Source organism: Endozoicomonas sp. G2_2, from assembly GCF_017744135.1.
Classification (GTDB): domain Bacteria; phylum Pseudomonadota; class Gammaproteobacteria; order Nevskiales; family Salinisphaeraceae; genus Salinisphaera.
Window position 1 is genome coordinate 103,159 of the sequence record NZ_JAGHQU010000009.1, and the last position, 22,422, is coordinate 125,580.

At 65.6% G+C, this 22,422-nt stretch carries 20 protein-coding genes and 1 pseudogene; 9 read left to right on the plus strand and 12 right to left on the minus strand.

Going from position 1 to position 22,422, the window contains the following annotated elements:
• Positions 1-200 precede the first annotated feature (200 nt).
• On the minus strand, positions 201-1,160 hold the full coding sequence (locus J7355_RS12200) for an NAD(P)-dependent alcohol dehydrogenase (protein ID WP_209063096.1): 960 nt from the start codon (positions 1,158-1,160) through the stop codon (positions 201-203).
• A 126-nt stretch (positions 1,161-1,286) separates the two neighbouring features.
• Between J7355_RS12200 and rsgA the strand changes: the two genes are divergently transcribed.
• Positions 1,287-2,378, plus strand: coding sequence for a ribosome small subunit-dependent GTPase A (rsgA, locus tag J7355_RS12205; RefSeq protein ID WP_209063098.1), 1,092 nt, complete (start codon positions 1,287-1,289; stop codon positions 2,376-2,378).
• A gap of 83 nt (positions 2,379-2,461) precedes the next feature.
• Here rsgA and J7355_RS12210 read toward each other — a convergent pair whose 3' ends face one another.
• Positions 2,462-3,148 carry a glutathione S-transferase N-terminal domain-containing protein gene (locus J7355_RS12210; RefSeq protein ID WP_209063100.1) on the minus strand — a complete coding sequence of 229 codons (687 nt, stop codon included), beginning with the start codon at positions 3,146-3,148 and terminating at the stop codon, positions 2,462-2,464.
• 211 nt (positions 3,149-3,359) lie between these two features.
• Between J7355_RS12210 and J7355_RS12215 the strand changes: the two genes are divergently transcribed.
• Complete coding sequence (locus tag J7355_RS12215) at positions 3,360-3,848, plus strand: hypothetical protein (RefSeq protein ID WP_209063102.1); 489 nt, start codon at positions 3,360-3,362, stop codon at positions 3,846-3,848.
• A gap of 95 nt (positions 3,849-3,943) precedes the next feature.
• Here the strand turns inward: J7355_RS12215 and J7355_RS12220 are convergent, their stop codons facing one another.
• The 3 genes from J7355_RS12220 to J7355_RS12230 are packed head-to-tail and all read right to left on the minus strand — an operon-like array spanning position 3,944 to position 6,459.
• Complete coding sequence (locus tag J7355_RS12220; RefSeq protein ID WP_209063104.1) at positions 3,944-5,041, minus strand: acyl-CoA dehydrogenase family protein; 1,098 nt, start codon at positions 5,039-5,041, stop codon at positions 3,944-3,946.
• Between the two features lie 12 nt (positions 5,042-5,053).
• Positions 5,054-6,241 (minus strand): acyl-CoA dehydrogenase family protein, encoded by a 1,188-nt coding sequence (locus tag J7355_RS12225; RefSeq protein WP_209063106.1) that lies wholly within the window; start codon positions 6,239-6,241, stop codon positions 5,054-5,056.
• Positions 6,238-6,459, minus strand: coding sequence for a hypothetical protein (locus tag J7355_RS12230; RefSeq protein WP_209063108.1), 222 nt, complete (start codon positions 6,457-6,459; stop codon positions 6,238-6,240). Before J7355_RS12230 ends, J7355_RS12225 begins: the two co-directional genes overlap by 4 nt.
• Between J7355_RS12230 and J7355_RS12235 the strand changes: the two genes are divergently transcribed.
• Positions 6,458-7,246, plus strand: coding sequence for a thioesterase family protein (locus J7355_RS12235; RefSeq protein WP_209063110.1), 789 nt, complete (start codon positions 6,458-6,460; stop codon positions 7,244-7,246). The two genes, J7355_RS12230 and J7355_RS12235, sit on opposite strands and share 2 nt — an antisense overlap.
• Before the next feature lie 12 nt (positions 7,247-7,258).
• Here the strand turns inward: J7355_RS12235 and J7355_RS12240 are convergent, their stop codons facing one another.
• On the minus strand, positions 7,259-7,543 hold the full coding sequence (locus tag J7355_RS12240) for a DUF2784 domain-containing protein (protein WP_348523034.1): 285 nt from the start codon (positions 7,541-7,543) through the stop codon (positions 7,259-7,261).
• 317 nt (positions 7,544-7,860) lie between these two features.
• Between J7355_RS12240 and J7355_RS12245 the strand changes: the two genes are divergently transcribed.
• Entirely contained in the window at positions 7,861-8,868 is a 1,008-nt protein-coding gene (locus J7355_RS12245; protein ID WP_209063111.1) for an NADP-dependent oxidoreductase, read from the plus strand.
• Between the two features lie 71 nt (positions 8,869-8,939).
• On the opposite strand, the gene J7355_RS12250 is transcribed toward J7355_RS12245, so the two are convergent.
• Together J7355_RS12250 and J7355_RS12255 are read right to left on the minus strand one after the other, a co-directional pair.
• Positions 8,940-10,238, minus strand: a complete 1,299-nt coding sequence (locus J7355_RS12250) for a di-heme oxidoredictase family protein (protein ID WP_209063113.1) — start codon at positions 10,236-10,238, stop codon at positions 8,940-8,942.
• A 75-nt stretch (positions 10,239-10,313) separates the two neighbouring features.
• Positions 10,314-10,517 (minus strand): hypothetical protein, encoded by a 204-nt coding sequence (locus J7355_RS12255; protein WP_209063115.1) that lies wholly within the window; start codon positions 10,515-10,517, stop codon positions 10,314-10,316.
• Here J7355_RS12255 and J7355_RS12260 point away from each other — a divergent pair.
• A complete protein-coding gene (locus J7355_RS12260) occupies positions 10,517-11,410 on the plus strand; it encodes a GGDEF domain-containing protein (protein WP_209063117.1) in 894 nt (297 codons plus the stop codon). The genes J7355_RS12255 and J7355_RS12260 overlap by 1 nt on opposite strands.
• Positions 11,411-11,662: 252 nt before the next feature.
• Positions 11,663-13,659: pseudogene (locus J7355_RS12265) on the plus strand (BCCT family transporter).
• 110 nt (positions 13,660-13,769) lie between these two features.
• On the opposite strand, the gene J7355_RS12270 reads toward J7355_RS12265, so the two are convergent.
• Positions 13,770-14,087 carry a DUF1244 domain-containing protein gene (locus tag J7355_RS12270; protein ID WP_209063119.1) on the minus strand — a complete coding sequence of 106 codons (318 nt, stop codon included), beginning with the start codon at positions 14,085-14,087 and terminating at the stop codon, positions 13,770-13,772.
• Positions 14,088-14,305: 218 nt separating this feature from the next.
• On the opposite strand from J7355_RS12270, the gene J7355_RS12275 reads away from it, so the two are divergent.
• Together J7355_RS12275 and J7355_RS12280 are read left to right on the plus strand one after the other, a co-directional pair.
• Positions 14,306-15,337 (plus strand): histone deacetylase family protein, encoded by a 1,032-nt coding sequence (locus J7355_RS12275; RefSeq protein ID WP_209063121.1) that lies wholly within the window; start codon positions 14,306-14,308, stop codon positions 15,335-15,337.
• 393 nt (positions 15,338-15,730) lie between these two features.
• Positions 15,731-17,347 (plus strand): BCCT family transporter, encoded by a 1,617-nt coding sequence (locus tag J7355_RS12280; protein WP_209063123.1) that lies wholly within the window; start codon positions 15,731-15,733, stop codon positions 17,345-17,347.
• Between the two features lie 288 nt (positions 17,348-17,635).
• Here J7355_RS12280 and J7355_RS12285 read toward each other — a convergent pair whose 3' ends face one another.
• The 3 genes from J7355_RS12285 to J7355_RS12295 all read right to left on the minus strand — a co-directional run bounded on the left by J7355_RS12285 (position 17,636) and on the right by J7355_RS12295 (position 20,904).
• Complete coding sequence (locus tag J7355_RS12285) at positions 17,636-18,667, minus strand: DUF72 domain-containing protein (RefSeq protein WP_209063125.1); 1,032 nt, start codon at positions 18,665-18,667, stop codon at positions 17,636-17,638.
• 123 nt (positions 18,668-18,790) lie between these two features.
• Positions 18,791-19,759 carry a putative zinc-binding metallopeptidase gene (locus J7355_RS12290; RefSeq protein ID WP_209063128.1) on the minus strand — a complete coding sequence of 323 codons (969 nt, stop codon included), beginning with the start codon at positions 19,757-19,759 and terminating at the stop codon, positions 18,791-18,793.
• A gap of 353 nt (positions 19,760-20,112) precedes the next feature.
• The gene (locus J7355_RS12295) at positions 20,113-20,904 is read right to left on the minus strand and encodes an MOSC N-terminal beta barrel domain-containing protein (RefSeq protein ID WP_209063130.1); all 792 of its coding nucleotides are present in this window, start codon (positions 20,902-20,904) and stop codon (positions 20,113-20,115) included.
• A gap of 207 nt (positions 20,905-21,111) precedes the next feature.
• Between J7355_RS12295 and J7355_RS12300 the strand changes: the two genes are divergently transcribed.
• Positions 21,112-22,374 carry a TAXI family TRAP transporter solute-binding subunit gene (locus J7355_RS12300; RefSeq protein WP_209063132.1) on the plus strand — a complete coding sequence of 421 codons (1,263 nt, stop codon included), beginning with the start codon at positions 21,112-21,114 and terminating at the stop codon, positions 22,372-22,374.
• The last annotated feature ends 48 nt before the right edge of the window (positions 22,375-22,422 follow it).

The following is a 22,422-nucleotide window of genomic DNA, read 5'->3' on the forward strand; positions in this document are numbered from 1 at the left end:
ATTAGAACCGTATTGCGACACTCCGACAAGTCATCTTTTCAGTTATGGGTGAACGCCATGCCGGCAGCCCGCGCGCCTTTAACCGGCGCGATTCACGACGAGATACCGGCTCGGGCCAACGCCTATCTGCCGCCAAGGCGTGGTGACAACCGACGAAACGGACGCAGGTCGCGCGTACGGCAACATGATTAGAAACCCGGTCATTCCGCGACTGCCATATCGAGCACGATCTTGCCGGTCGCATGCTTGGATTCGATATGCCGATGGGCCGCGACGGCCCGGGTGATCGGATACGTCGTATCGATATGCGGGTATAGCCGGGCGTCCTCGATCCAGCCCGCCAGCTGGCCGAGATCCGCGGCATTCGAGTGCACCCGAACGAGCCGGCTGCGGCGGTCGATGCGCAGCGCGGCCATCAATTCGCCCCGCAAGGTCGGCGCCTTGGGCACAGTGCTCACATACACGCCCGTACGGCCCAGCGCACGACGGTAAGCGGTGCGCTCGTCGCGACCGAAAACGTCGAACACGACATCGAAGCTCGCATCGATGGCGGCTGCCGGCGTGGCGTTGTAGTCGTACACGGCGTCGGCCCCGAGCATTGCGGCGAACCCGGCATTGCGGCCGCTGCATACCGCATGGACTTCCGCGTCCATCGCCTTGGCGATCTGGACCGCAAAATGGCCGACGCCGCCGGTCGCGCCGTTGATAAGCACCCGCTGCCCGGCGCGCAGCTGCGCACAGTCGCGCAGCGCCTGAAGTGCGGTTTGCGCGGCAAGCGGCACGGCCGCGGCCTGTACGAATGTCAGACCGTCCGGTCGGGGCGCGATCTCGTCGATCGCCAGGCACGCCTGTTGCGCATGAACGCCACCGACGAAGCGGTTCGTCATGCCGAATACCGCATCCCCGACCGCCACATCGGTTACACCGGGCCCGACCGCTCCTACCGTACCCGCGATTTCCAGACCCGATACCCGCGGCAGCGGCGCGCGGGCCAGGGTTCGGCTGAAGTGTCCCTTGCGCAGCAGGGCATCCTTCGGATTGATGCCCCCGGCATGCACATCGACCAGAACGGTCTTCGGCCGCAGCTCGGGCACCGGCCAACCCGCTTCCCAGCGCAGCACCTCGGGGGCGCCAAAGCGGCGGTACGCAAGCGCCTTCATGTTCGGTCCTCGTTGCCTGTCGTGTTCGTGGCGTCACGATCATGCCTGCCGGGGCAACGCGACGCACCGGCACGGCATCGCCGGTGGCGGGTAAAATCACCGCATGCACGACGCAGCGCCTACAGCTTGATCCCCGATTTCGCCGCCCTGCGGGCCATCGGCTGGCCGCATGACGGGTGGCCACCCGCGGACGCCCCCTGGGCGGCGTCGACGGCGACATATCCCGCGGGGCGCCCGGCCCGCGTGGTCGAACAGCATCGCAGCGGCTATGTCGTGGCCGAGGACATCGACACGAGCTACGCCATCGAGTCCCTGCCCGACTGGCAGCGGCCGCGGCTGCCCGCGGATCGGCGACCCGCCGTGGGCGACTGGTTGCTGGTCGCGGGCGAAGCCGGTGGCAACGCCCATGCGCTCGCGCTGCTGCCCCGGCGCACGACCATCAAGCGCAGTAGCGCAGGCAAGCACTACGGACAGCAGATCATCGCGGCCAATATCGATGTGGTGTTCATCGTCTGCAGCCTCGACGGCGACTTCAATCCACGTCGCATCGAGCGCTATCTGCTGCTCGTGCGCGGCGGTGCCCACCCGGTGGTCGTACTGACCAAAACCGATCTCGCCGACGCCCGCTCAACCGTGGGCGAACTCGAAGCGCAACAGGTCGACGTCTGCGCGGTCGACGCGAGAAACCCCGAAAGCACGGCTGGCCTCGAACGCTGGCTCGGGCCGGGCACCACCGCGGTCTTCGTCGGCAGCTCCGGCGTCGGCAAGTCCACGCTTACCAATACCCTGTCCGGCGTGCACCGCATGAAAACCGGCGCCGTGCGTGCGAGCGATGCGCGCGGGCGCCACACCACCACCCACCGCGCGCTGATCCCGCTCGCCTCCGGCGCCTGCCTGATCGACACGCCCGGCATGCGCGAGCTCAAGCCGACCGGCGAGGAGGATCTGGCCGAAGACGGGTTCGCCGACATCGAAGCACTCGCGACCGAGTGCCGCTTCCGCGACTGCCATCACGACAGCGAACCGGGCTGTGCGGTGCGCGCCGCCATCGACGCCGGCACGCTCGAGCCGGGGCGCTTTGACAACTACAAGAAGCTGCGTGACGAAATCGCCGGCGCTGCCGACCAGCTCGCAACATATAACGCGCGACGTGGCGACGAGAAAAAAACCGCGGGCAGCGCGCGGAAGACATCCCGACCGCAGAGACGGCGCTCCTGACGCCAAACCGCTGCACACCGACTACCGCTGGCTGGGCGGAAAAGCGTGTCGCCGGACACCGCGTCGGGCGACACGGTATTGGTTTACGAAGCCTTGTTCTGCGGGAACATATGACGGCGTGCATCCTCGTCCATCTCGGTCTTGAACGCATGCCTCTGCTTGAGCTCGCCGGCGCGCTGCGCCGCCGGGCGGGCGCTGATTTCGTCGAACAGGCGCTTGGCGTTCGGGAATTCGTCCCAGGCGTTCTCGCCCATCACGAACGGCACCGGCCCGGCCCAGCCCCAGACGGCCATGTCGACAATCGTGTAGGTGTCGCCACACATGTACTTGCGGTCGGCCAGATGCGCGTCGATCAGGCCCCAGTGGCGACGCGCCTCGAAGTCGTAGCGGTTGATCGCATAGTCGAGTTTCTCGGGCGCGAAGTGCTTGAAGTGAACGGCCTGGCCCGCATACGGGCCGATGCCGGTCGCCACGAGCATCAGCCAGGACAGCATCTCGCCGCGTACCGCCGGGCTATCCTCGGGCAGGAACTGGCCGGTCTTGTCGACCAGATAGAGCAGGATCGCGGTGCTGTCGAACACGGTCGCGCCGGTATCGGTATCCACGATCGCGGGGGTCTTCGCGTTGGGGTTGATCTCGAGATACGCGGGATCGAATTGTTCGCCCTTGCGCGTATCGACCGGCATCAGCTCGTAGTCGAGCCCGGACTCCTCCAGGAACAGCGCGATCTTCGCGGGATTGGGTGACGGGTGGTAATAGAACTTGATCATGTCGTACTCCGACTGGGCCCTTTCGACTGATCGGGCAGGAAAATGCCAATCGACAATACCTGAACGGTCACTCAAATAAAACGCCGCGACGTCGGCAGCGCATGGAGGCGCATTGCATGCCCGACGGGCGCGCTGTGCGGGGCGACTGGCGGTACCGGCCGTGCCGGCGTAGATTGAACCGACAACCCACAGGTTGGCGTGGAGTCCGATGATGTCTTTATTCCGAATCATGCCCGTGCTTGGCGTCGCGCTGCTCACCGGCGTCGCAGGCGTCGCGTTGGCGCAGGACACCGCCGCGGGCGAGGCCGAAGCCGGGGCATCGACGCAGGCCAGCGGCCCGACGACCGCCGAGGCCGACGTGGTGACATCGCTGGCGGACAAGTTCGCCGAGCTCGATACCGATCGAAACGGCCTGCTCAGCGCGGCCGAAGCCGAGGCCGACCCCACCGTGGGTGCGGCCTACGAATCCTTCGATACGACCAACACGATCGAGGACAGCGCGAGCAACGCGCGCGCCGGCGGCATCACGCTCGAGCAGTTCGAAGCCGGCATGCAGGACGCCGCGCGCAGCGGCGCGATCGGCCCGCCCGTGTCCGGCGGCGAAACCTATCTCGTCTATCCGGACGGCACGATGGAACGGGTCAAGGGCACCGGCGCCGATGCGAAAGGCAAGCTGCAGCCGAACCCGTCACGCAAGTAACCCGCGAACGCCCTGCCGTCGATCGGGCCGAATCACGCGGGCCCTCTAAAGCCCGCGTGATCGTGGTCGCCCGCACGGTGTGAAACGACGCGCGGTCAGTACCCCCGCGCTCGGGCGAAACGCTCGGCACAGAAGTTCGCGTCACCGAGCAATTCGCTCGCCACGCGGGCGCGCTTCATGAAAAACCCGATATCGAACTCGTCGGTCATCCCCATGCCGCCGTGCATCTGCACGCCCTCAGCCGCCGCCAGTCGCGCGGTGTCGGCAGCGCGGGCCTTGGCCGCCAGGATCTGCTGCGAGGCATCGGCAACACCGGCATCGAAGGCTGCCAGCGCCTGAAAGGCCATCGCCTCGCTGATCTCGATCTCGACCGACAGATGCGCAGCGCGATGCTGTAACGCCTGGAAGGCACCAATGCGCATGCCGAACTGCTTGCGCTCGCTGAGATAGGCCAGCGTGCGTTCGAACACCGCGCGCGACAGCCCCACCAGTTCCATGGCCAGCATCGCGCGGCCCGCGTTCAGCACATCGTCCAGCGCGTCGTCCTCGGCGTCGAGCCGTTGTGCGCTGGCGTTGTCGAATCGCACATTGGCCATGCTGCGGGTATCCACGGACGTGACGGCCTCGACCGTTACGCCAGCATCCGCGGCATCGACGGCGAAAAGCGCCGGCTTGCCGTCATGCAGGGCGCTGACCACGAAAAGATCGGCATTCGGGCCATCCACGACAAGCGTCTTTTCGCCGCCAAGGACGAACGCATCGCCTTCGGCCGTTGCCCCGGCGGCGACCCGCTCGGGCCGGTGCTTGCCGCTCTCGTCGACCGCCAGGGCCACGATGAGCGCCCCCTCGGCGATCGGGCCGAGCCACTGCTTGTGCTGCTCGGCGTTGCCGGCGCGGCCAATGGCGATCGCGCCGAGCACGGCGGTCGACAGAAACGGGGTGAGGGCCAGACGCCGGCCCGTCTCGCGCGCGACCAGCCCGGCACTGACGAGCCCGAAGTCCATGCCGCCATGCGCCTCCGGCACGAGAATGCCGGTCAGGCCGGACTCGACCATCGCCTGCCAGAGATCGGTGTCGTAGTCCGCACCGAGACTGCCGCCGCGGATGGCGCGCAGGGTATCGACGCTGGCCTTGTCGGCGAATAGACGCTCGGAAAGATCCGCGAGCATCTGCTGTTCTTCGTTCAAAATCATCGGGATGCCTCGCTAACCTTTAGGGAGTTCGAGCACGGCGGAGGAGATGATGCCGAGCATGATCTCCGAGGTGCCGCCTTCGATGGAGTTGCCTTTGGAACGCAACCATTCGCGGGCATAGCGCCCGCCGCCGGTCTGTTCGCTCTCCCATTCCAGGCCGAGTCCGCCCATGGCATCCATCATCAGGTTGTAGCGGCGCTTGTTCAGCTCGGTGCCGTAGTACTTGAGCATCGCCGAACGCGCGCCCATGCCCTCGCCGGCTTCCGCCTTCGCCCGGGTCTGCTCGACCAGCGCGCGGAATGCCATGGCATCGATCTCCAGACGCGCGATATCCGAGCGCAGCATCGGATCGTCGAGCCGGCCCTGGTCATCGGCACCGACTGCTTGCAGCGCCATCTGCGCCAGATCGCGCCCCTTGAGCAGACCCGGCGGCTCGCCGCCGATGTTGTCGCGCTCGTGGGTGAGCAGGTACTTCGCGATCGTCCAGCCCTGATTCATTTCCCCGACGAGATTGGCGCGCGGTACGCGTACGTCGTCGAAGAATGTCTCGCAGAACGGCGATTCGCCGGAAATGAGCTGAATCGGCCGGGTGGATACCCCGGGCGTATCCATGTCGAGCAGGATGAACGAAATGCCGGCCTGCTTCTTGGCATCCGGGTCGGTGCGCACGAGGCAGAACATCTTGTCGGCGCGATCCGCATAGGACGTCCAGATCTTGCGGCCGTTGACCACGAAATGATCGCCGTCGATCTCGGCCGAGGTCTTGAGGCTGGCCAGATCGGAACCGGCGTTGGGCTCGGAATAACCCTGGCACCAGCGGATTTCGCCGCGCGCTATTTCGGGCAGGTGTTTGCGTTTCTGTTCCTCGGAACCGAACTTGAGCAGCGCCGGCCCCAGCATCCAGAAACCGAAGTTGCTGACCGGGCTGCGCGCGTTGATACGCTTCATCTCGGCCTTGAACACATCATGCTCGTCGGCGCTCATGCCGCCACCGCCGTATTCCACCGGCCAGGCCGGCGCGGTCCAGCCCTTGGCGACCATGCGCTCGAACCAGACACGCTGGGCCTCGGACGAAAACTGCCAGCGGCGCCCGCCCCACACGTGCTCGGCGTCCGAGGCCAGCGGCTGGCGCATCTCCTCCGGGCAGTTGTCTTCCAACCAGGCTCGGACTTCGGCCCGGAACTCCTCCAAATCGCTCATGAAGCACCTGCGTATTTGTTATTGCGTGAAACAGCGTTTCGCCGGCGAGTATCTTTGGCGAGCGCAAGCGGCGTCAAGCACATGACGCGTAAAATCGAACGATCGTTCATCGTCGCCAGTGCGGCATGAGCAGCGGCGGCGGCAACGCCCGGCCGCGTCGAACCGTGGCAGGATGCGCAGCAAATCACCCGGTACGCGAGCAACAGGAGCAGCCGCATGACAACGACCACGGCACAGAGCGTATTCATTCGTGACAACGACACCTTTGTGGCGACCGGCCTGTCGCGCGGGCCGTGGGATGACCGAGCCCAGCACGGGGGCGCGCCGGCGGCGCTGCTTGCCCACGTCGCCGCACAGGCGGCCGGCCCCGAGTTCTTCCTGGCCCGGCTCACCTTCGAACTGTCGCGGCCGATCCCGATCGCGGCACTGAACGTCGTGGCCGAACCGAGTCGTGGGCGCAGTGCGCGGCGGGTTCACCTCACGCTCGAGCACGACGGGGCGCCGGTCGGGCGCGCGATCGCGCTGCTGCTGCGCGAACAGACCGTGGCGGTACCCGACGCCCGAGAGATGCGGCTCGAACCCGGGCCGACCGCCTGCACCGAGCGCTTCGCCACGCCGGGCATGCCCAGCGGCGAATACTTCCACCACGAAACCATGGATATTCGCGTCGCGCACGGCAGCACCCATGCGCCGGGAAGCGCGGCGGCCTGGTTTCGGCTGCGTTATCCGCTGATCGACGGCGTCGAAACAACCCCGACCATGCGCGCCGCCGCGGCATCGGATTTCGGCAACGGCCTGAGCTGGATACTGCCGTTCGACGAGTACCTGTTCACCAACACCGACCTCACGATGTATCTGCACCGCGCGCCGGTCGGCGAATGGATCGGCCTCGATGCCGAAACCATCGCCCAGCCGAACGGGGTCGGCCTGAGCACCTCGACGCTCTACGACAGTCAGGGCCGCATCGGCATGGCGCATCAGAATCTGCTGATCCGCGCGCGCTGAAACGACCGCGTGTCAGCGTCGCGGTGATCCGGCACGGCGACGCCGGGCGACCGCGAGGCCGTAGAGCACAATGTTGCAGCCGATCACCGCGATACCGATCGCGATCTGCACCTCACGTGTGAGCCCGGCGGGATAGATCACGGCCATGAGGTAATGATCGATGAACCCGCCGTCATATCCCCGCTGGCCGGCCGCGATACGCCACTGTTGCTCGATCGGCGTAAGCGGACAGACCTGGCCGGCGAGCGACACGTAGCCCCCCAGCAGACGGCCGGCAGATGCACGAGCGTGAACCACGGCCGAAAGAGCACGAGCACACCGCCACAGGCCACGAGCAGGATGAAGCCCAGATGCAATATCAGAACGGCATCGGCAAGCGCGGCGTAAAGCATTGATGGCATGTCCTGAAAACGCAGACGACGGGCGCGAGACCGGCGCCACACCAACCGCGGTGCCGTGCTGCCCCGTGCGCGCCAGCCTAGCCCGGTCGCGCTGTGCGTGCACCGCACGACCGCGCAGCATGCGGTGAACGTTCGTTCGATTTCGCTTGCCGCCACTGCGGGGAGCTTCTATGGTGCCTGCACGAAACAACGTCCCGATAAGCGAAAACCGCCATGACCCAATCAGATCAGAACCGCCAGTTCCGGCTTGCCCAACGCCCGGAAGGCCTTCCGAAAAAGACCGACTGGGAGTTCGTCACCGAAGACATCCCGCAACCGGGTAGCGACGAAATCCTCGTGGGCATCGAATACATCTCGCTGGACCCGGCCATGCGCGGCTGGATGAACGCCGGGCGTTCGTATATCAAGCCGGTGGAAATCGGCGAAGTCATGCGCGCGGGCACCGCGGGCACGGTGCTCGCATCCAATCACCCGGACTTCGCCGAGGGCGACAAGGTGAGCGGCAACTTCGGCGTGCAGACCCACGCGGTGGTCGCCGGCAAGGACGCCAGAAAGGTGGACACGGGCATCGCCGAACTCCCGGCGTATCTCGGCGTACTCGGCATGCCGGGCATGACGGCCTACTTCGGCCTGCTCGATGTCGGCGGCGTGAGCGACGGCGATACGGTCGTCGTGTCTGCGGCCTCCGGCGCGGTCGGCGCGCTCGTCGGCCAGATCGCCAAGCTCAAGGGCTGCCACGTGGTGGGCATCGCCGGCGGCGCCGAAAAATGCGCCTATGTCACCGACGAGCTCGGCTTCGATGCCGCTATCGATTACAAGAACGAAAGCGTCTACAAGGGCATGAAGCAGCACTGCCCCAAGGGTATCGACGTGTTCTTCGACAACGTCGGCGGCGAGATCCTCGACTCGGCACTCGCCAATCTGGCGTTCAAGGGCCGGGTGGTGATCTGCGGGGCGATCTCGCAGTATAACGCCACCGACGGCATGTACGCGCCCAAGAACTACATGTCGCTGCTCGTGAACCGGGCGCGCATGGAGGGCTTCGTGGTCTTCGACTACGCCAAGCGATACGGCGAGGGCGCCCAGGCAATGGCCGGCTGGCTTTCCGAGGGCAAGATCAAGCACCGCGAAGACATCGTCGAGGGCTTCGAGACCTTCCCCGACACGCTGCTGAAACTGTTCGAGGGCAGCAACTTCGGCAAGCTCGTGCTCAAGGTCTAGCCCGCCCGCGGCGGGCACGGCCTTGTTGCGGGCCGTGCCCGTTCGCTATCGCCACGCCACTGAAAGCGCGATCACAGCGACTCGAGAAAACGCACGAGGGCACGCCTGTCGGCCGCCGGCAAGCGGTCGAACCGGGAACGCGTACCGGCTGCCTCGCCGCCGTGCAGTTCGATCGCGCGGACGAAGTCCCGGCCGGCGCGGCCATCGTGCATCAACGGCTTGGCGATGCCGCCGATCCCCCAGAGCGGCGTGGTTCGCCACTCGCGATTCGTACCCAGCCCTTCGGGCGCGCCGTCGGCGAGCGCCTCGCCCATGTCGTGCAGCAGCAGGTCCGAATAGAGCGGCACATCACGATAGGACAGCGCAGCAACGGTGTTGCCGTCGGTCTCCAGCGTAGGCGTGTGGCAGCCGTCGCAGCCGATGTCCGAAAACACCGTCTCGCCGCGTTTTACCGCAGACGTGATCGGACCCCGTGGCGGCGGCGCGAGAAAACGCATGTAGTCGACGACCCGGCGCACCTCGGCCAGCGAGACCGCCGTGCCGCTGAACGGCGTGCATTCGCTGGGCGCGAACGTACCCTGCGGGCGTACCGGCAGGAAAAACAGCGGGTGCGGTGTGGCGATACCCATTTCGGTGCGGTAGGCGCCCTGCGTGAAGCTCGGGATATCGGCAACGAAACCGCGCGCACCGAACCGCCCCACCAGACGGCCGAGGCTGCCGAGATCGTTGATGCCGCCGGGGAAAAGCAGGCCCGCGCGACCGGTCACACTCGGGTCCGCGCCGCGACCGTTCACGTCGGGATGCCGATCGGCCGACGCATGGCCGTTCTCGATCAGGGTCGAGTCCGGGATCGCCTCGATCAGGCCGAGCCCGAACAACGGCGGCGTGGCGCGCACGGTTTTGGCCAATGTGTTTTCCGGCACGGTCTCCGGCGCGACATCGCAGCCGGGCACCTGCGCGGGAAATTCGTCGGCCACCGAGCGGCGTTGGATATGCGGGCTGCCGCTGGCCTGGGTCACCAGACCGGCCGCGAAGTTGAGCGACAGCGGTGTGCGAAATCGGGTGATCGTGATGGTTTCGTGCGCACCGCCAGTGGCCGGCTGCGCATGACACTCGGCACAGCTCTGGGCATTGAATACGGCACCCAGGCCCGTACGCGGCGTGAACACACGCTCGAACGCCTGCTTGCCTGCCTCGAAACGCGCCCGCTGTTCGTCGGTGAGATCCGGAAGCGGCTCGCCAAAACCTTCGCGATCCTGCGGCGGGCTGGTTCGCGGCACCGACGCCGCGTCGGGCCGGGCGACCTCGCTCACCAGCATCAGGCAAAAGACGAGCGCGAACGACGCCGCGAACCATCGAGAAAGTGGCATGACAGTTAACTGACCGGTTGGTTTGTAACAGACTTAGCACGACCGCAGTGCAGCAATCAAAATGGCCGCGGCCATTCAAAAGCCCGATTTGCCTGCCCCGGCGACGCGTTCGGTATCCCCTCCCTGCACGGTCTGAATGCCGGCAGATCGATGAAAACACCACGACATCTCCGTTTCATTTTCGAAACGTCGTTTCAATAAGAATATTTTAAGGTTCGCGACCGGAAAGCCGATAACACCTTGAAATACAAATCGGGTTTCCGGCTCGATAACCGCCAATGGCTTCTACGGCGCCCGGCGCAACCCACCCTTCACCCACCGAAACCGCCGAGCAGGTGCGATCCGCCACCGTCGAAGCGCCGGCCGACAACCGCACCCGCGATCCGACAATCGACATGCCCAACAAGCGCCCTGATCGAGCCTGCGTATGCCGCGCCAGCCCCGGCCGTCTGCGCCATTTCGTGCGCCGCATGGGTGTCTGGCGCGGCGTGCTGCTGTTCACCGCGGCCAGCACGCTCATCGCGTTCGCGATCACCGGCGTGGCGATGGAGGTTGCCGGGCTCGAACATCGACCGCTGGGCTACATGATCGCCTTCACCTGCTCGGTGACGATCATGCCCGCCATCGTGGCCGGGCTGCTGTCGCTGATTCGCCGCCTGGACGAGACCGAAGACGAACTCTACCGTCTGGCCCGTACCGACGAACTCACCGATCTGCCGAACCGGCGCGCCCTCATGGAAGCAGCAGCCGAACCCGTTGCGCACGCACGCCCGGTCGCCCTGCTGTTTATCGATATCGACCACTTCAAGCGGGTCAACGACACCTACGGCCATCAGACCGGCGACGAGATCCTGCGCCAGGTCACGCAGGCACTGGCAAGCCAGCTTCAGGATACGGACACGCTCTGTCGCTACGGCGGTGAGGAATTCGCGGCCCTGATACGCGGCCGCGACGCCGCCGACCCGCGCACGCTCGCGGAACAGATTCGCCGCCACGTCGAGCGCACCCCGATCGATGCGGGGGCGGCCACGGCCCTGCACGTGACCGTGAGCATCGGCGTGTCTCACGCCCCCGATGCCCGGGATGCCGGCATCTATCAGCTCATTGACCAGGCGGACCGGGCGCTGTATCTCGCCAAGCGCGAGGGCCGGAACCGCATTCGCGCCGCCTGATCGCCACGCCGTCCGCGAGGCCGGCGATATGGCCGGCGCGGCGCATCGAGCGCAGTCAGGCGCTGCCGGGCCGCGCCTGGAGAAACGACGGATGGCACACACAGCATTTGTACCGCGGCCGGTATAGGGCGATAGTTTCGTTCTGACGCGGGGCACCCATCCATGCTTTGAGGCGATGCGAACCACGTTCGTATCGCAATCGTGGCGTTGTCCCTTGCGTTACGCAGCTTATCCAGGGAGACGCTCGAAAAAATGCCGCAAGCCAAGGAAGTCCAGCCGGGCATCAACCCGCCCGTTTTCTACCCCGCCGTAGTGCTGATCGGCTTGCTGGTTGTATTCGGCGCCCTCTTCCCGGACGCTGCCGGCACCCTTTTCTCGGCGATGCAATCCTGGCTGGTCGAGACGTTCGGCTGGTTCTACCTGTTCTGTGTCACGGCCTTTCTGGTATTCGCGATCGCGCTGGCGCTGTCTCGTCATGGCCAGGTGAAGCTGGGCCCGGATCACAGCGAGCCGGATTTCTCCTATCCCTCGTGGTTCGCGATGCTGTTTTCGGCCGGCATGGGCATCGGCCTGATGTTCTACGGCGTGGCCGAGCCGGTGCTGCATTACGCCACGCCGTCGACGGTGGAGCCCGAAACCGCCGCGGCCGCGCGCGACGCCATGCGCGACACCATGTTCATGTGGGGCTGCACGGCTGGGGCGTCTATGCCGTGGTGGGGCTGTGCCTGGCCTACTTCGGGTTTCGACAGAATCTGCCGCTGCGTATCAGCTCGGCGCTGTATCCGCTGCTCGGTCGACGCGCGAGCGGGCCAATCGGCAACACCGTGGACGTGGTGGCCGTGTTCGGCACGCTGTTCGGTGTGGCGGTCTCGCTCGGCTACGGCTCCCAGCAGGTCAACTCCGGGCTCAATCTGCTGTTCGGCGTGCCCGACAGCACCATCGTGCAGCTCGGGCTGATCGCCATCATCACCGCCATGGCCACGCTGTCCGTCGTGCTCGGTCTGGATGCCGGCATCCGGCGCCTGTCCGAATTCAATATCGGCCTGGCCGTGATCCTTCTGCTGTTCGTGGCGGTTGCCGGGCCGACACTTTATCTATGCAACATGCTGGTGGAAAACATCAGCTATTACCTGGTCACGCTGCCCGAAATCTCGATGACGGGGTATCGCTATGTCGAAGGCAGCCAGGAAAACGACTTCCTGGTCGACTGGAAGCTGTTCTACTGGGCCTGGTGGGTCTCCTGGTCGCCGTTCGTGGGCATGTTCGTGGCCCGCGTCTCGCGCGGCCGCACGGTGCGGGAATTCGTGCTGGGCGTGCTGCTGGTGCCCACGTTCGCGACCTTTGTCTGGTTCACCGTGTTCGGCGACACGGCCCTGCACCTGATCATGGCCCAGGGCGCGAGCGAGCTGCTCGACCAGGTCAGCGACAACGCCTCCACCGCGCTGTTCCACTTTCTTGACTACTTCCCAATCAGTGGCGTTACGTCGCTGCTGGCGACGGTCCTGGTGATCACCTTCTTCGTGACCTCGTCGGACTCCGGCTCGCTGGTCATCGATATTCTCACCGCCAAGAGCGGCGCCGAGCCGCCAGTCTGGCAGCGCGTATTCTGGGCCGTGCTCGAGGGCGTGGTTGCCTCCGTGCTGCTGCTGGCCGGCGGCATGGGTGCGCTGCGCTCGGCCACGCTCGCGTCCGCGCTGCCGTTCTCGCTGATCATCCTGGTGATGATGTACTGCCTGTACCGCTCGCTGCGCGTGGAAGCCATCAAGCAGGACACGCTGCGCTACCCCGTGGGTGTGCCGCCGACCGTCGGCGAAGGCCGCACGTGGAAGACGCGCCTGGATGCGCTGGTCAGCTCGCCCAAGTCCGATCACGTCCAGGAATTCCTGAACGGCGTCGCCGAACCCGCGCTGCGCGAAGTGGCCAAACATTTCGAGGCCCGCTCGATGTCGTCACAGATTCGAGTCGAGGAAGGCCGCTGCCGGCTGGAAGTGGACCACGGCGCCGAGATCGACTTCGTCTACGGCATTCGCGCCCGGCGTTTCGTGCCGCCCGCGTTCGCGCTATCCGGCATGAGCAGCCGCGCCCACAAGGGCGACGACAACCACTATCGCGCCGAGGTCTATCTGCGCGAGGGCGGCCAGCGCTACAACGTGATCAGCTATAACCAGCAACAGCTGATCGCCGACGTGCTCGACCAGTACGAAAACCACCTGCACTTCCTGTACATCCTGCGTTCACGGGAAGCCTAAAGAGCTGCCAGCCTGGCCCGATGGCGGCCCGGCCCGGCTGCCGCGGCCGGGCTCGCATACTCTAGGCGTCACAAGTGGTCTGTGCCGCAGCGCGCGGACAGCGTGGCCGACTAGTTACCGGCCCGCGTATCGGCATGCGTCGATCGGGTTTCCTCGAAGCGCGCTGTCTGCTCGGGACTGGCTTCGGCCTGGTAGCGCTGCTTCCATTCGGCGTAGGGCATGCCATACACATGCGCGCGCGCCTGTTCGTAGTCCATCGATTCACCGCGATGTTCGGCCTCGGCGCGATACCACTTGGCGAGACAGTTCCGGCAGAAACCCGCCAGATTCATCAGATCGATGTTCTGTACGTCGGTGCGCTGCTGCAGGTGTTTGATCAGGCCGCGAAAGGCAGCGGCCTCGGATTCGATACGCGTCTGTTCGTCCACGATGACCTCCAGATGAGCCGATATCGGCTTGAATCACGCCGCAAGTCTGACACCTCGTGCAACCGCAAAGCGCTCGGCAGCGCCGCCGTCTTGTCGGCGATCGGTTGATAAGACCTCAGCGCGCGTTCGCCGGCGCCCAAAAACCCGCAGGCGGCCCATACGCCGAAAATAGGCAACGGCGTGCGAGACTCCATGCCTGGCTTGCCGACGATACACCGATGCAGACCTTTCATTCGGAGCACACCAAGCAACGCCGGGCGCTGACCGAGCTGGACGGCGGCCGGCTGGTCACACCCTATGAATGCCCCGAACGCGTGGACATGATCATCGAATGTGTGCGCGAAAGTGGCCTCGGCGCGGTGTCGACACCCGCGGCATACGGCCTCGATCCCGTGCTGGCGGTTCACGACGCTGCCTATGTGCGTTTTCTCGAACGCGCCTGGGACGACTGGGTAGCCGCCGGGCTGGCAGGCGAACCCATACCGTCCATCTGGCCGGCGCGCCGCATGCGCGGCGATAGGGTCCCCGACCATATCGGCGGCGAAGTGGGCTACTACGCTCTGGCCGCCGAAACATCGCTGTGCGCCGGCACGTTTGCCGCGGCCCAGGCGAGCAAGGATATTGCGCTATCCGCGCTCGATCATCTCGTCGATACCGGCGAACCGGCGTTCGGGCTCTGCCGGCCGCCGGGCCATCACGCGGCCGTGGATCAGTACGGCGGCTACTGCTTCTTCAACAATGCCGCCATCGCCGCCCAGCGCGCGCTCGATCGCGGCGCGAGCCGGGTGGCGATCCTCGATATCGACTTCCACCACGGCAACGGCACCCAGGACATCTTCTATGCCCGCGACGATGTGCTTTTCGTGTCCATCCACGGCGACCCGCGCCAGGAATTCCCCTATTTTCTCGGCTACGCGGACGAAACGGGCCAAGGCGCGGGCGACGGGTTCAACGTCAATTACCCCCTGCCGAGCGGCACCGGGTACCCCAAATGGGCCGCCACGCTGGACCACGCCCTGGAACGCATCGCCCGCTACCGCGCCGACATGCTCATCGTCTCGCTCGGCGTCGATACCTTCGAGCACGACCCGATCAGTTCCTTCCTGCTCAAGCGCGACGATTTCACCGACTGCGGCCAACGCTTGCGGCAAGCCGATCTGCCCACCGTGTTTCTCATGGAAGGCGGCTACGCCGTGGCCGATATCGGCACGAACACGGTCAACGTGCTGCGAGGTTTCAGTCGCGACTGAATGGTAATTTTCAACACCCTGACCCGTGGCGCCACGGCACCGACCGCATGCGCCCGTGAAAACGACACCCGATCGGGATGCGCGGTGTTAGCGGCGCGCCTCGCAATTACGTTCTGTTCCGCAATTAACTGATTTGACGCCAAAACTCCCGTTAACGCGTTTTCTTCCAGTACAGCGTCCGATCGCCAATGCACAACATACCCGGGCATACGACCGACCCGATTTCGAGCACTCACGGCGCCTAGAACCCGCTTTTTGATTCCCTGCGGTTTTGACAGCGCACCGGCAGAGCCATAACCTCTGCGGGTCAATATCCGCGATTACCGCATCTTGAGCCCACGCGCGCGGCGTGAGGATCGATGCCCACGCGGCCATCCGCCTACAGGGGACGCAATGAATACGAGCGAACGGGTCGATGAACTCGAGGAACGCTACGAGTTCGATTACGAGATCGGGGAAGACAACATCCACCCACTGGGGCTGGATCTGCACAACCCGGTGTTCATCTGGAGCGCACTGCTCATCCTGGTGTTCGTCGTCGGGTCGATGCTGTTTCCGGAAGTCTCGAAAAGCGGGCTCTCCGGTGCGCGCGACTGGGTGATCAACAGCTTCGACTGGCTGTTCCTGAGTGCGGGCAACGTGTTCGTGCTGTTCTGCCTCGCGCTGATCTTTCTGCCCTACGGGCGCGTTCGTCTGGGTGGCGAAGACGCCCGACCCGACTTCTCGCGCATGTCGTGGTTCGCCATGCTGTTCGCGGCCGGCATGGGCATCGGCCTGATGTTCTGGAGTGTGGCCGAACCGGTGGGCTACTTCACCGAATGGGCCGGTACGCCGCTGAACGTTCCGGGCGGCGACGAAGCCTCGAAGACGGCCGCCATGGGCGCGGTGATGTATCACTGGGCGCTGCATCCGTGGGCGATCTACGGCGTGGTCGCGCTCTCGCTCGCGTTCTTTGCCTATAACAAGGGCATGCCGCTGTCGATTCGTTCGACCTTCTACCCGCTGTTTGGCGACCGCGTCTGGGGCACGCTCGGCAACGTGATCGACACCATGGCCGTGCTCGCCACGATCTTCGGTCTGGCGACGTCGCTCGGCTTCGGCGCCCAGCAGGCCGCCGGTGGTCTCGAGTTCCTGTTCGGGATTCCGGCCAATCTGCCGCTGGAAATCGGCATCATCGCCGGCGTCACGGCCGTGGCGCTCGTCTCCGTGCTGCGCGGTATCGACGGCGGCGTGAAGCTGCTCAGCAACATCAACATGGGCCTGGCGGGTCTGCTGCTGCTGTTCGTGATCATCGCTGGCTCGATCTTCGCGTTCGCCGGCAACCTGTTCACGACGTTCAGCGGCTATGCGGAATACCTGCTGCCGCTGAGCAACCCCGTCGGCCGTGAAGACCAGAGCTTCTACCACTCCTGGACCATCTTCTACTGGGCCTGGTGGATTTCCTGGTCGCCGTTCGTGGGCATGTTCATCGCGCGCGTTTCGCGTGGTCGCACCGTGCGTGAATTTCTCACCGCCGTGCTCATCGTGCCGATGGTCGTGACCGGGATCTGGATGGCCGCGTTTGGCGGCGTAGGCGTCGATCAGGCGCTCAACGGTGTCGGCTCGCTGGCCGGCGGAATTCAGGACTCCTCGCTCACGTTGTTCCGCATGCTTGAAAACATGCCGCTTACCAGCATCACCTCGTTCCTGGCGATCGTGCTCGTGCTGGTGTTCTTCATCACCTCATCGGACTCTGGTTCGCTGGTGATCGACACCATCACCGCCGGCGGCAAGACCGAAGCACCGGCCGCACAGCGCGTGTTCTGGTGTGCCGCGGAAGGCTTCATCGCGGCGGCCCTGCTGGTGGTCGGCGGCGCGGATGCGCTGTCTGCCCTGCAGGCGGCATCGGTCACCACCGGCCTGCCGTTCACCTTCGTTCTGCTGCTCATGTGCTATTCGCTGCTCAAGGGCATCCAGCACGAACACAAGCTGCTGACCCTGCTGGACAAGCAGGAAGCCGGCGCAAGCTAGACGCACGACAACGCGTCGCGCAAACGAAGGGCAGATGCTTCAGGCATCTGCCCTTTTTCATGGGTGGCGTATGGATTGAAGATGGCGCCAAGCAAGCGGCTCGGCCATCCGTACCCTCGGAAGCAGCGCGCTTGCGACTGCGGGCGACTGCGGGCGGCTGCGTGCGGCCATGGCGCCCTGCGGCTCGAGCCACGTGCCGCGCGACATCCGCCATCCGACGCGCGTTCACGTCGGCGCGTCTGCCCTGCGATCGAGCGTCACGCCGCCGAGCGCTTGGCGTTATACCCTTTACGACTGCGCGGCGCGCACCGCCTCGGCCAGTGCGGCGACCGACAGCGGCGAGCTGCCCTCGGCCTTGTTGTTGATGGTCACGTACGCCGGCTGGCCGGCGCCGACCGTGCCCGCGATGACCCGCGCCAGCGTCGCGCGCGTGTCCAGATCCGGGTCGACGAGCTTGTCGAACGGCGCATAGAGATCACGCGCTCGTTCGTAGCCGAACGCGCCGTGGCGCACGTTCAGGTTCCAGCGACACACGAACGGCCCGGGCCACAGGCGTCGCAGCACGGGCAGCTGCCGCTCGATCGGCGGCATTTTCGGGTGCAGGCCCAGGCAATACGTCGCGCCCGTATCCTGCAGCGCTTCGACGAACGCCGGACACAGCCATTCGCCGTTGCGCACCTCGACCGCGATCACGGCCTGCGGGGCCCGATCGCGTACGCCAGCAATCGCCCGCAACATGGCGTGCAGCCTTGCGATCAGTTCGTCCATGTTCGCCGTCCACGACGGCGGCAGCGGGCTGATCTGGAAAACCAGCGCGCCGACCTTCGCACCCAGCCCTTCACAGGCGGGCGCCACGAACTGCGCCCAGGCCTGCTCGCCGTCCAGAAAACCCGGGTTCGGGCGTCGACCCTGGCCGCCGGCGTCCCGCACCAGCGCGTCCGTAACCTGGCTGGGTCCTTTGACGACGAAGCGGAAATCGTCCGGTACGGCGGCCGCGTAGTCGGCGTACTGGGCCGCGGTCAACGGGCGGTAGAAACCGCGATCCAGCCCGACCGCGCCAAACAACGGGTGTGCGGCGTATGCCGACAGGCCCTCGCGCGAGAGCTGCTTGTCGCTGTAGGCGCGATCCCACACCAGACCGGCCCAGCCCGGAAAATGCCAGGACGACGTACCCAGGTGCAGCCCGCCGGGCAGATCGCGAGCCAAGGCCACGGTCTGCGCGTCGGGCTCGGCCGCCGTGACGCCGGCGGGTTTGTCCGCGGCAATTTCGGGAAACAGGCTGCCGCTAAGCGGCGGCGTGTCGTCGCGTGACGCAGGCATGGGCGAGTAGAAACGAAACGTCGCGCGCATTCTAGAACACGCGCCGGCCGGGTTCGCGGGCGATGGCGCAGGCCGACGCGACGCCGGCCTATCAAGCCCATCAGGCCAATCAGCGCCGCGCGATCACAGCCCCTGCGCGCCCCGCCGCAGCCAGCGGTGCACGAACGCCAGCTTGCGATGCGTGGATTCGGCCAGCAGGAACGGGTAGAGATCCGCCAGCCCCATCGACCGGTTCAGGTGATTGGTGCCGACCGCGATGGACGCGCCGATATAGATGAGCCGCTCGGAATCGGTTTCGGCGTACGGGTCCCAGCTGCCGCCCGGCAGATTGGGCGACGAAAAACCGGCGGCCACGAAGCTGTCGGTAATGTCGGTCAGGTTCAACAGATGCGCCGTGGTCTCGGCCCAGTCCTCGTGCGGGTGCGCCGATGCATAGCTGCTCAGATAGCGTTGCGGCCAGTCGGCCGGCGGGCCGTTCTGGTAATGGCGTTGCAGCGCCTGGCCATAATCCGCGCGCTCGTCGCCGAACATCTCGCGAAAGGCGTCGAGAAAATCCTCCCGCAGACTCAGCCGCCACCAGAGCATATGGGCGATTTCGTGGCGCATATGGCCGATCATCGTGCGGTACGGCTCGCCGAGCGCCTGGCGCCGCTTGGTGCGGATCACCGGGTCCGCCTCGGCCACGCTGATGGTGACCACGCCCTGGGCATGGCCCATGGGCGCCGGGTTTTCGCCGTACTCGCCCAGCATGTGAAACATCGGCCGCGTGCCCGGGTCTTCCGGGCGAAACCAGTGCCAGCGCCCGAGGTTGTCCAGCACCCAGCGCTTGGCCGCTTCCGTCTCCGCCCAGTCCGGGATGACGTTGTCGATCGACGGGTCCGGCGCCAGCTTCGTCATGTCGCAGGAACGACAGAACGCGCCCGGCTCCGGGGCGATCCAGTTGCAGCCGATGCGTTCGCGGTTGGCGCAGAACGGCGGCATCGGCAGAAACGCCCGCGCTTGCGGGTCGTAGGCCACCGGCGTGCCGTCTGCGGTGGTGAGATTATCGAACCAGAGCGAACCGGGACCGACCGGATTGCTGAATACGCGCATGCAGAAAAATCCAAAAAATGACACAGCGTGATGATTCGCACTGTACGCCGTTTGGACAGCGCTATCTGCGGATGCGTCGGCAGCGAGCGTCGACATCACGCGCGACGATTGACCGGATCGCGGCCTCGGCAAAATCACGCGCGCCCGAGCGAAGGAGCGCGGCGGCGCGCATATAACGCGGCTGGAGCCTCATCCCTGGTCACTAGTCGCCCGTGACACGTCACAGCGCGAACGATCAGTCACGTACCGCGCGAGATCGGCGCCATAACGACAAGGGGTTGCGACCGCTACCTTGCCTGTCCGGCGGCGCGAAGTGAACGTGGTCTTGTCGTGGACTCAACGCAGCCGGGCCATCATTCGAGGACTTCTATTGCCTGCCCCACGGTCACCTCGCCGCAATTCTCGGCAACGAGGTTCTGCCCGAAGTACACGTTGTTACCCGCACCCTTGCGATAGCGCATCAACGCGCGCATGGGTTCGCCGTCTGCCCGACGTACGCCGCGTTCCGGGTCGACGGTAATCATCACGCAGCGCGAACACGGCGCATCGACCCGAAACACCACGTCGCCAATGCGAACCCGTCGCCACTCGTCTTCGGCAAACGCCGGCGTACCGCTGGCCACGAGGTTGGGCCGGAACTGGGCCATCACGTGCGAGCCGTCGGTGCGGGTATTTACGTCCGCAAGCGATGCCTCGGACGTAAGCAGCAGCGGGTAACCGTCGGCAAAGCTCACGCGGGTTTCGATGAGGTCGCGGTAGCGGCTCGATCGCTCGCCCAGCCACAGCAGACTCATCGGCTCGCCCACCACGCGGCTCATCCAGGCGTCGAGCCGAATCGTGGTGGTCAGCGCACAGAAATCGTCCGCCCACACCCGGGTGTCGAATTTTTCCCGCGCGAACGCCTGGCGCGATTCGGTAAGCGCCACCTGATCATCATGAATCAGCGACAGCCGTTCGCCGTCGAACCGCGCGACGACCCGCTGCAACGCCGGATACTTGCGCGCGGTCACGAACGAACCGTCCGGTTTCACCACCATGAAACGGCGATCCTGTTCGAGCCCTTCTTCGAAAACCCGCGCGCTCGGCAACGACTCGCCGGCCGTCGATTTGATCGGGTAGCGATAGATCGCAGACAGCGTCGGCACGATGGTCTCCATTGAATTGAATAAGGGCTTGTACGGCAAAAGCGGCCAAGGTCACGCCGCACGAACGCCGGGGTGAAAACCGTGGCCGGCCATCCCATTCTTCGTCGGCGAGCGAGCGCGCCGCCCCCGTATTCCGGGCCGCAGTTGCAAAAGGCCAGCCGATCGCGGTTTGATGCGGTTTAAGTAAAGACCCGGCAAAGGAATTTCATGGTTCGCGTGTCCGCTCTGATCCTCGCGGTTGTTCTGGCGGTCACGGCGCTGTGGTGGCTAAGCCGCGATATTCTCCCGCCCTCGACGATCCGCTTCGCCGCCGGCACCGAGAACGGCGGCTACTGGCGGATCGCCGAGCGCTACCGCGACATACTCGCAAGAGACAATATCGACCTGAAGCTGATCCCGACCGCCGGCTCTGTCGAGAACGCCCGGCTCATGGCCAGCGGCGAGGCCGACGCTGCGCTGCTGCAGGGCGGCATTGCCGCGGGCGAGCGCATCGAAACCCTGGGTGCCGTCTTTACCGAACCGTTCCTCATCTTCGCCCGACCGACCGCCGACGTGGACGTGCCCCGCAACCCCGCGCAATGGTCCGGGCTGCGCATTGCCGCGGGCGAAGACGGCTCCGGCACACGGGCCGCCGCGCAAGCGTTTCTAAACGCTGCGGGCCTTTCAGACAACGCCAATACGCTGCTGCCGCGCGGCGGCGCCGAAGCCGCCAGCGCACTGACCTCGGGCGACGCCGACGTCGCGCTGTTCGTAGCCCCCCTCTCGGCGCCCTATCTCGCGCCACTATTGGCGGACGGCGACACCACGCTTTTGCAACTCGACCATATCGTTGCCCTGTCCAGGCGCATGCCGCAATCGATTCTGGTGGACGTGCCTTCCGGCGCCTTCGCCCTCGATCCGCCGTTGCCTGCGCGGGAGCGCCAGCTGCTGGGGCTGGTGGCGCGTATTGTCGCACAGCCGGAACTGCACCCGGCTATCGTCGACCGGCTTGTCGAAGCCGCGCGGGAAGTCCACGAACCCGGCGACGTGATCACGCCCGAAGGCCAGTTTCCGACCATGGACAACACGTCCCTGCCGCAGGACCCCTACGCCCGCGATCTGATCGCCGACGGCGCCAGCCCGCTGAACGCGTTCCTGCCGTATTGGGTGGTAGCGCAGATCAGCCGCTTCGCAATCCTGCTGCTGCCGATCGTGTTTCTGTTGCTGCCGCTGCTGCGCACGCTGCCCGGGCTCTACAAATGGAGCGTGCGCAACCGCGTGTTTCGCCACTACGCGCGTATTCGCGAAATCGACGAAGCCGCATCGGAAACCGAAGACCCACAACAACTGCGCGAACTCCAATCCGAACTCGCCGAGCTGGATCGCCAGATCGCGAACCTGCACCTACCGCTCACGTATCGCGGCTACGCCTACGACGCTCGGCTGCATATCGATCTGTTGCGGAAACGGATTGCTAATCGGGTGGCGTGAATAGAACAACCCGTATGCGCCACACGACAGCTGGTCAGTACTTGATAG

Excerpts from the sequence above, each read along its gene's own strand:
- J7355_RS12285 (WP_209063125.1), bottom strand. The coding sequence starts at position 18,667 with ATGCCTGCGTCACGCGACGACACGCCGCCGCTTAGCGGCAGCCTGTTT.
- J7355_RS12230 (WP_209063108.1), bottom strand. The coding sequence starts at position 6,459 with ATGCGGCTGCTCCTGTTGCTCGCGTACCGGGTGATTTGCTGCGCATCC.
- J7355_RS12260 (WP_209063117.1), top strand. The coding sequence starts at position 10,517 with ATGGCTTCTACGGCGCCCGGCGCAACCCACCCTTCACCCACCGAAACC.
- J7355_RS12210 (WP_209063100.1), bottom strand. The coding sequence starts at position 3,148 with ATGATCAAGTTCTATTACCACCCGTCACCCAATCCCGCGAAGATCGCG.
- J7355_RS12300 (WP_209063132.1), top strand. The coding sequence starts at position 21,112 with ATGGTTCGCGTGTCCGCTCTGATCCTCGCGGTTGTTCTGGCGGTCACG.
- J7355_RS12225 (WP_209063106.1), bottom strand. The coding sequence starts at position 6,241 with ATGAGCGATTTGGAGGAGTTCCGGGCCGAAGTCCGAGCCTGGTTGGAA.
- J7355_RS12275 (WP_209063121.1), top strand. The coding sequence starts at position 14,306 with ATGCAGACCTTTCATTCGGAGCACACCAAGCAACGCCGGGCGCTGACC.
- J7355_RS12280 (WP_209063123.1), top strand. The coding sequence starts at position 15,731 with ATGAATACGAGCGAACGGGTCGATGAACTCGAGGAACGCTACGAGTTC.
- J7355_RS12245 (WP_209063111.1), top strand. The coding sequence starts at position 7,861 with ATGACCCAATCAGATCAGAACCGCCAGTTCCGGCTTGCCCAACGCCCG.
- J7355_RS12290 (WP_209063128.1), bottom strand. The coding sequence starts at position 19,759 with ATGCGCGTATTCAGCAATCCGGTCGGTCCCGGTTCGCTCTGGTTCGAT.
- J7355_RS12235 (WP_209063110.1), top strand. The coding sequence starts at position 6,458 with ATGACAACGACCACGGCACAGAGCGTATTCATTCGTGACAACGACACC.
- J7355_RS12250 (WP_209063113.1), bottom strand. The coding sequence starts at position 10,238 with ATGCCACTTTCTCGATGGTTCGCGGCGTCGTTCGCGCTCGTCTTTTGC.
- J7355_RS12215 (WP_209063102.1), top strand. The coding sequence starts at position 3,360 with ATGTCTTTATTCCGAATCATGCCCGTGCTTGGCGTCGCGCTGCTCACC.
- J7355_RS12200 (WP_209063096.1), bottom strand. The coding sequence starts at position 1,160 with ATGAAGGCGCTTGCGTACCGCCGCTTTGGCGCCCCCGAGGTGCTGCGC.
- J7355_RS12220 (WP_209063104.1), bottom strand. The coding sequence starts at position 5,041 with ATGATTTTGAACGAAGAACAGCAGATGCTCGCGGATCTTTCCGAGCGT.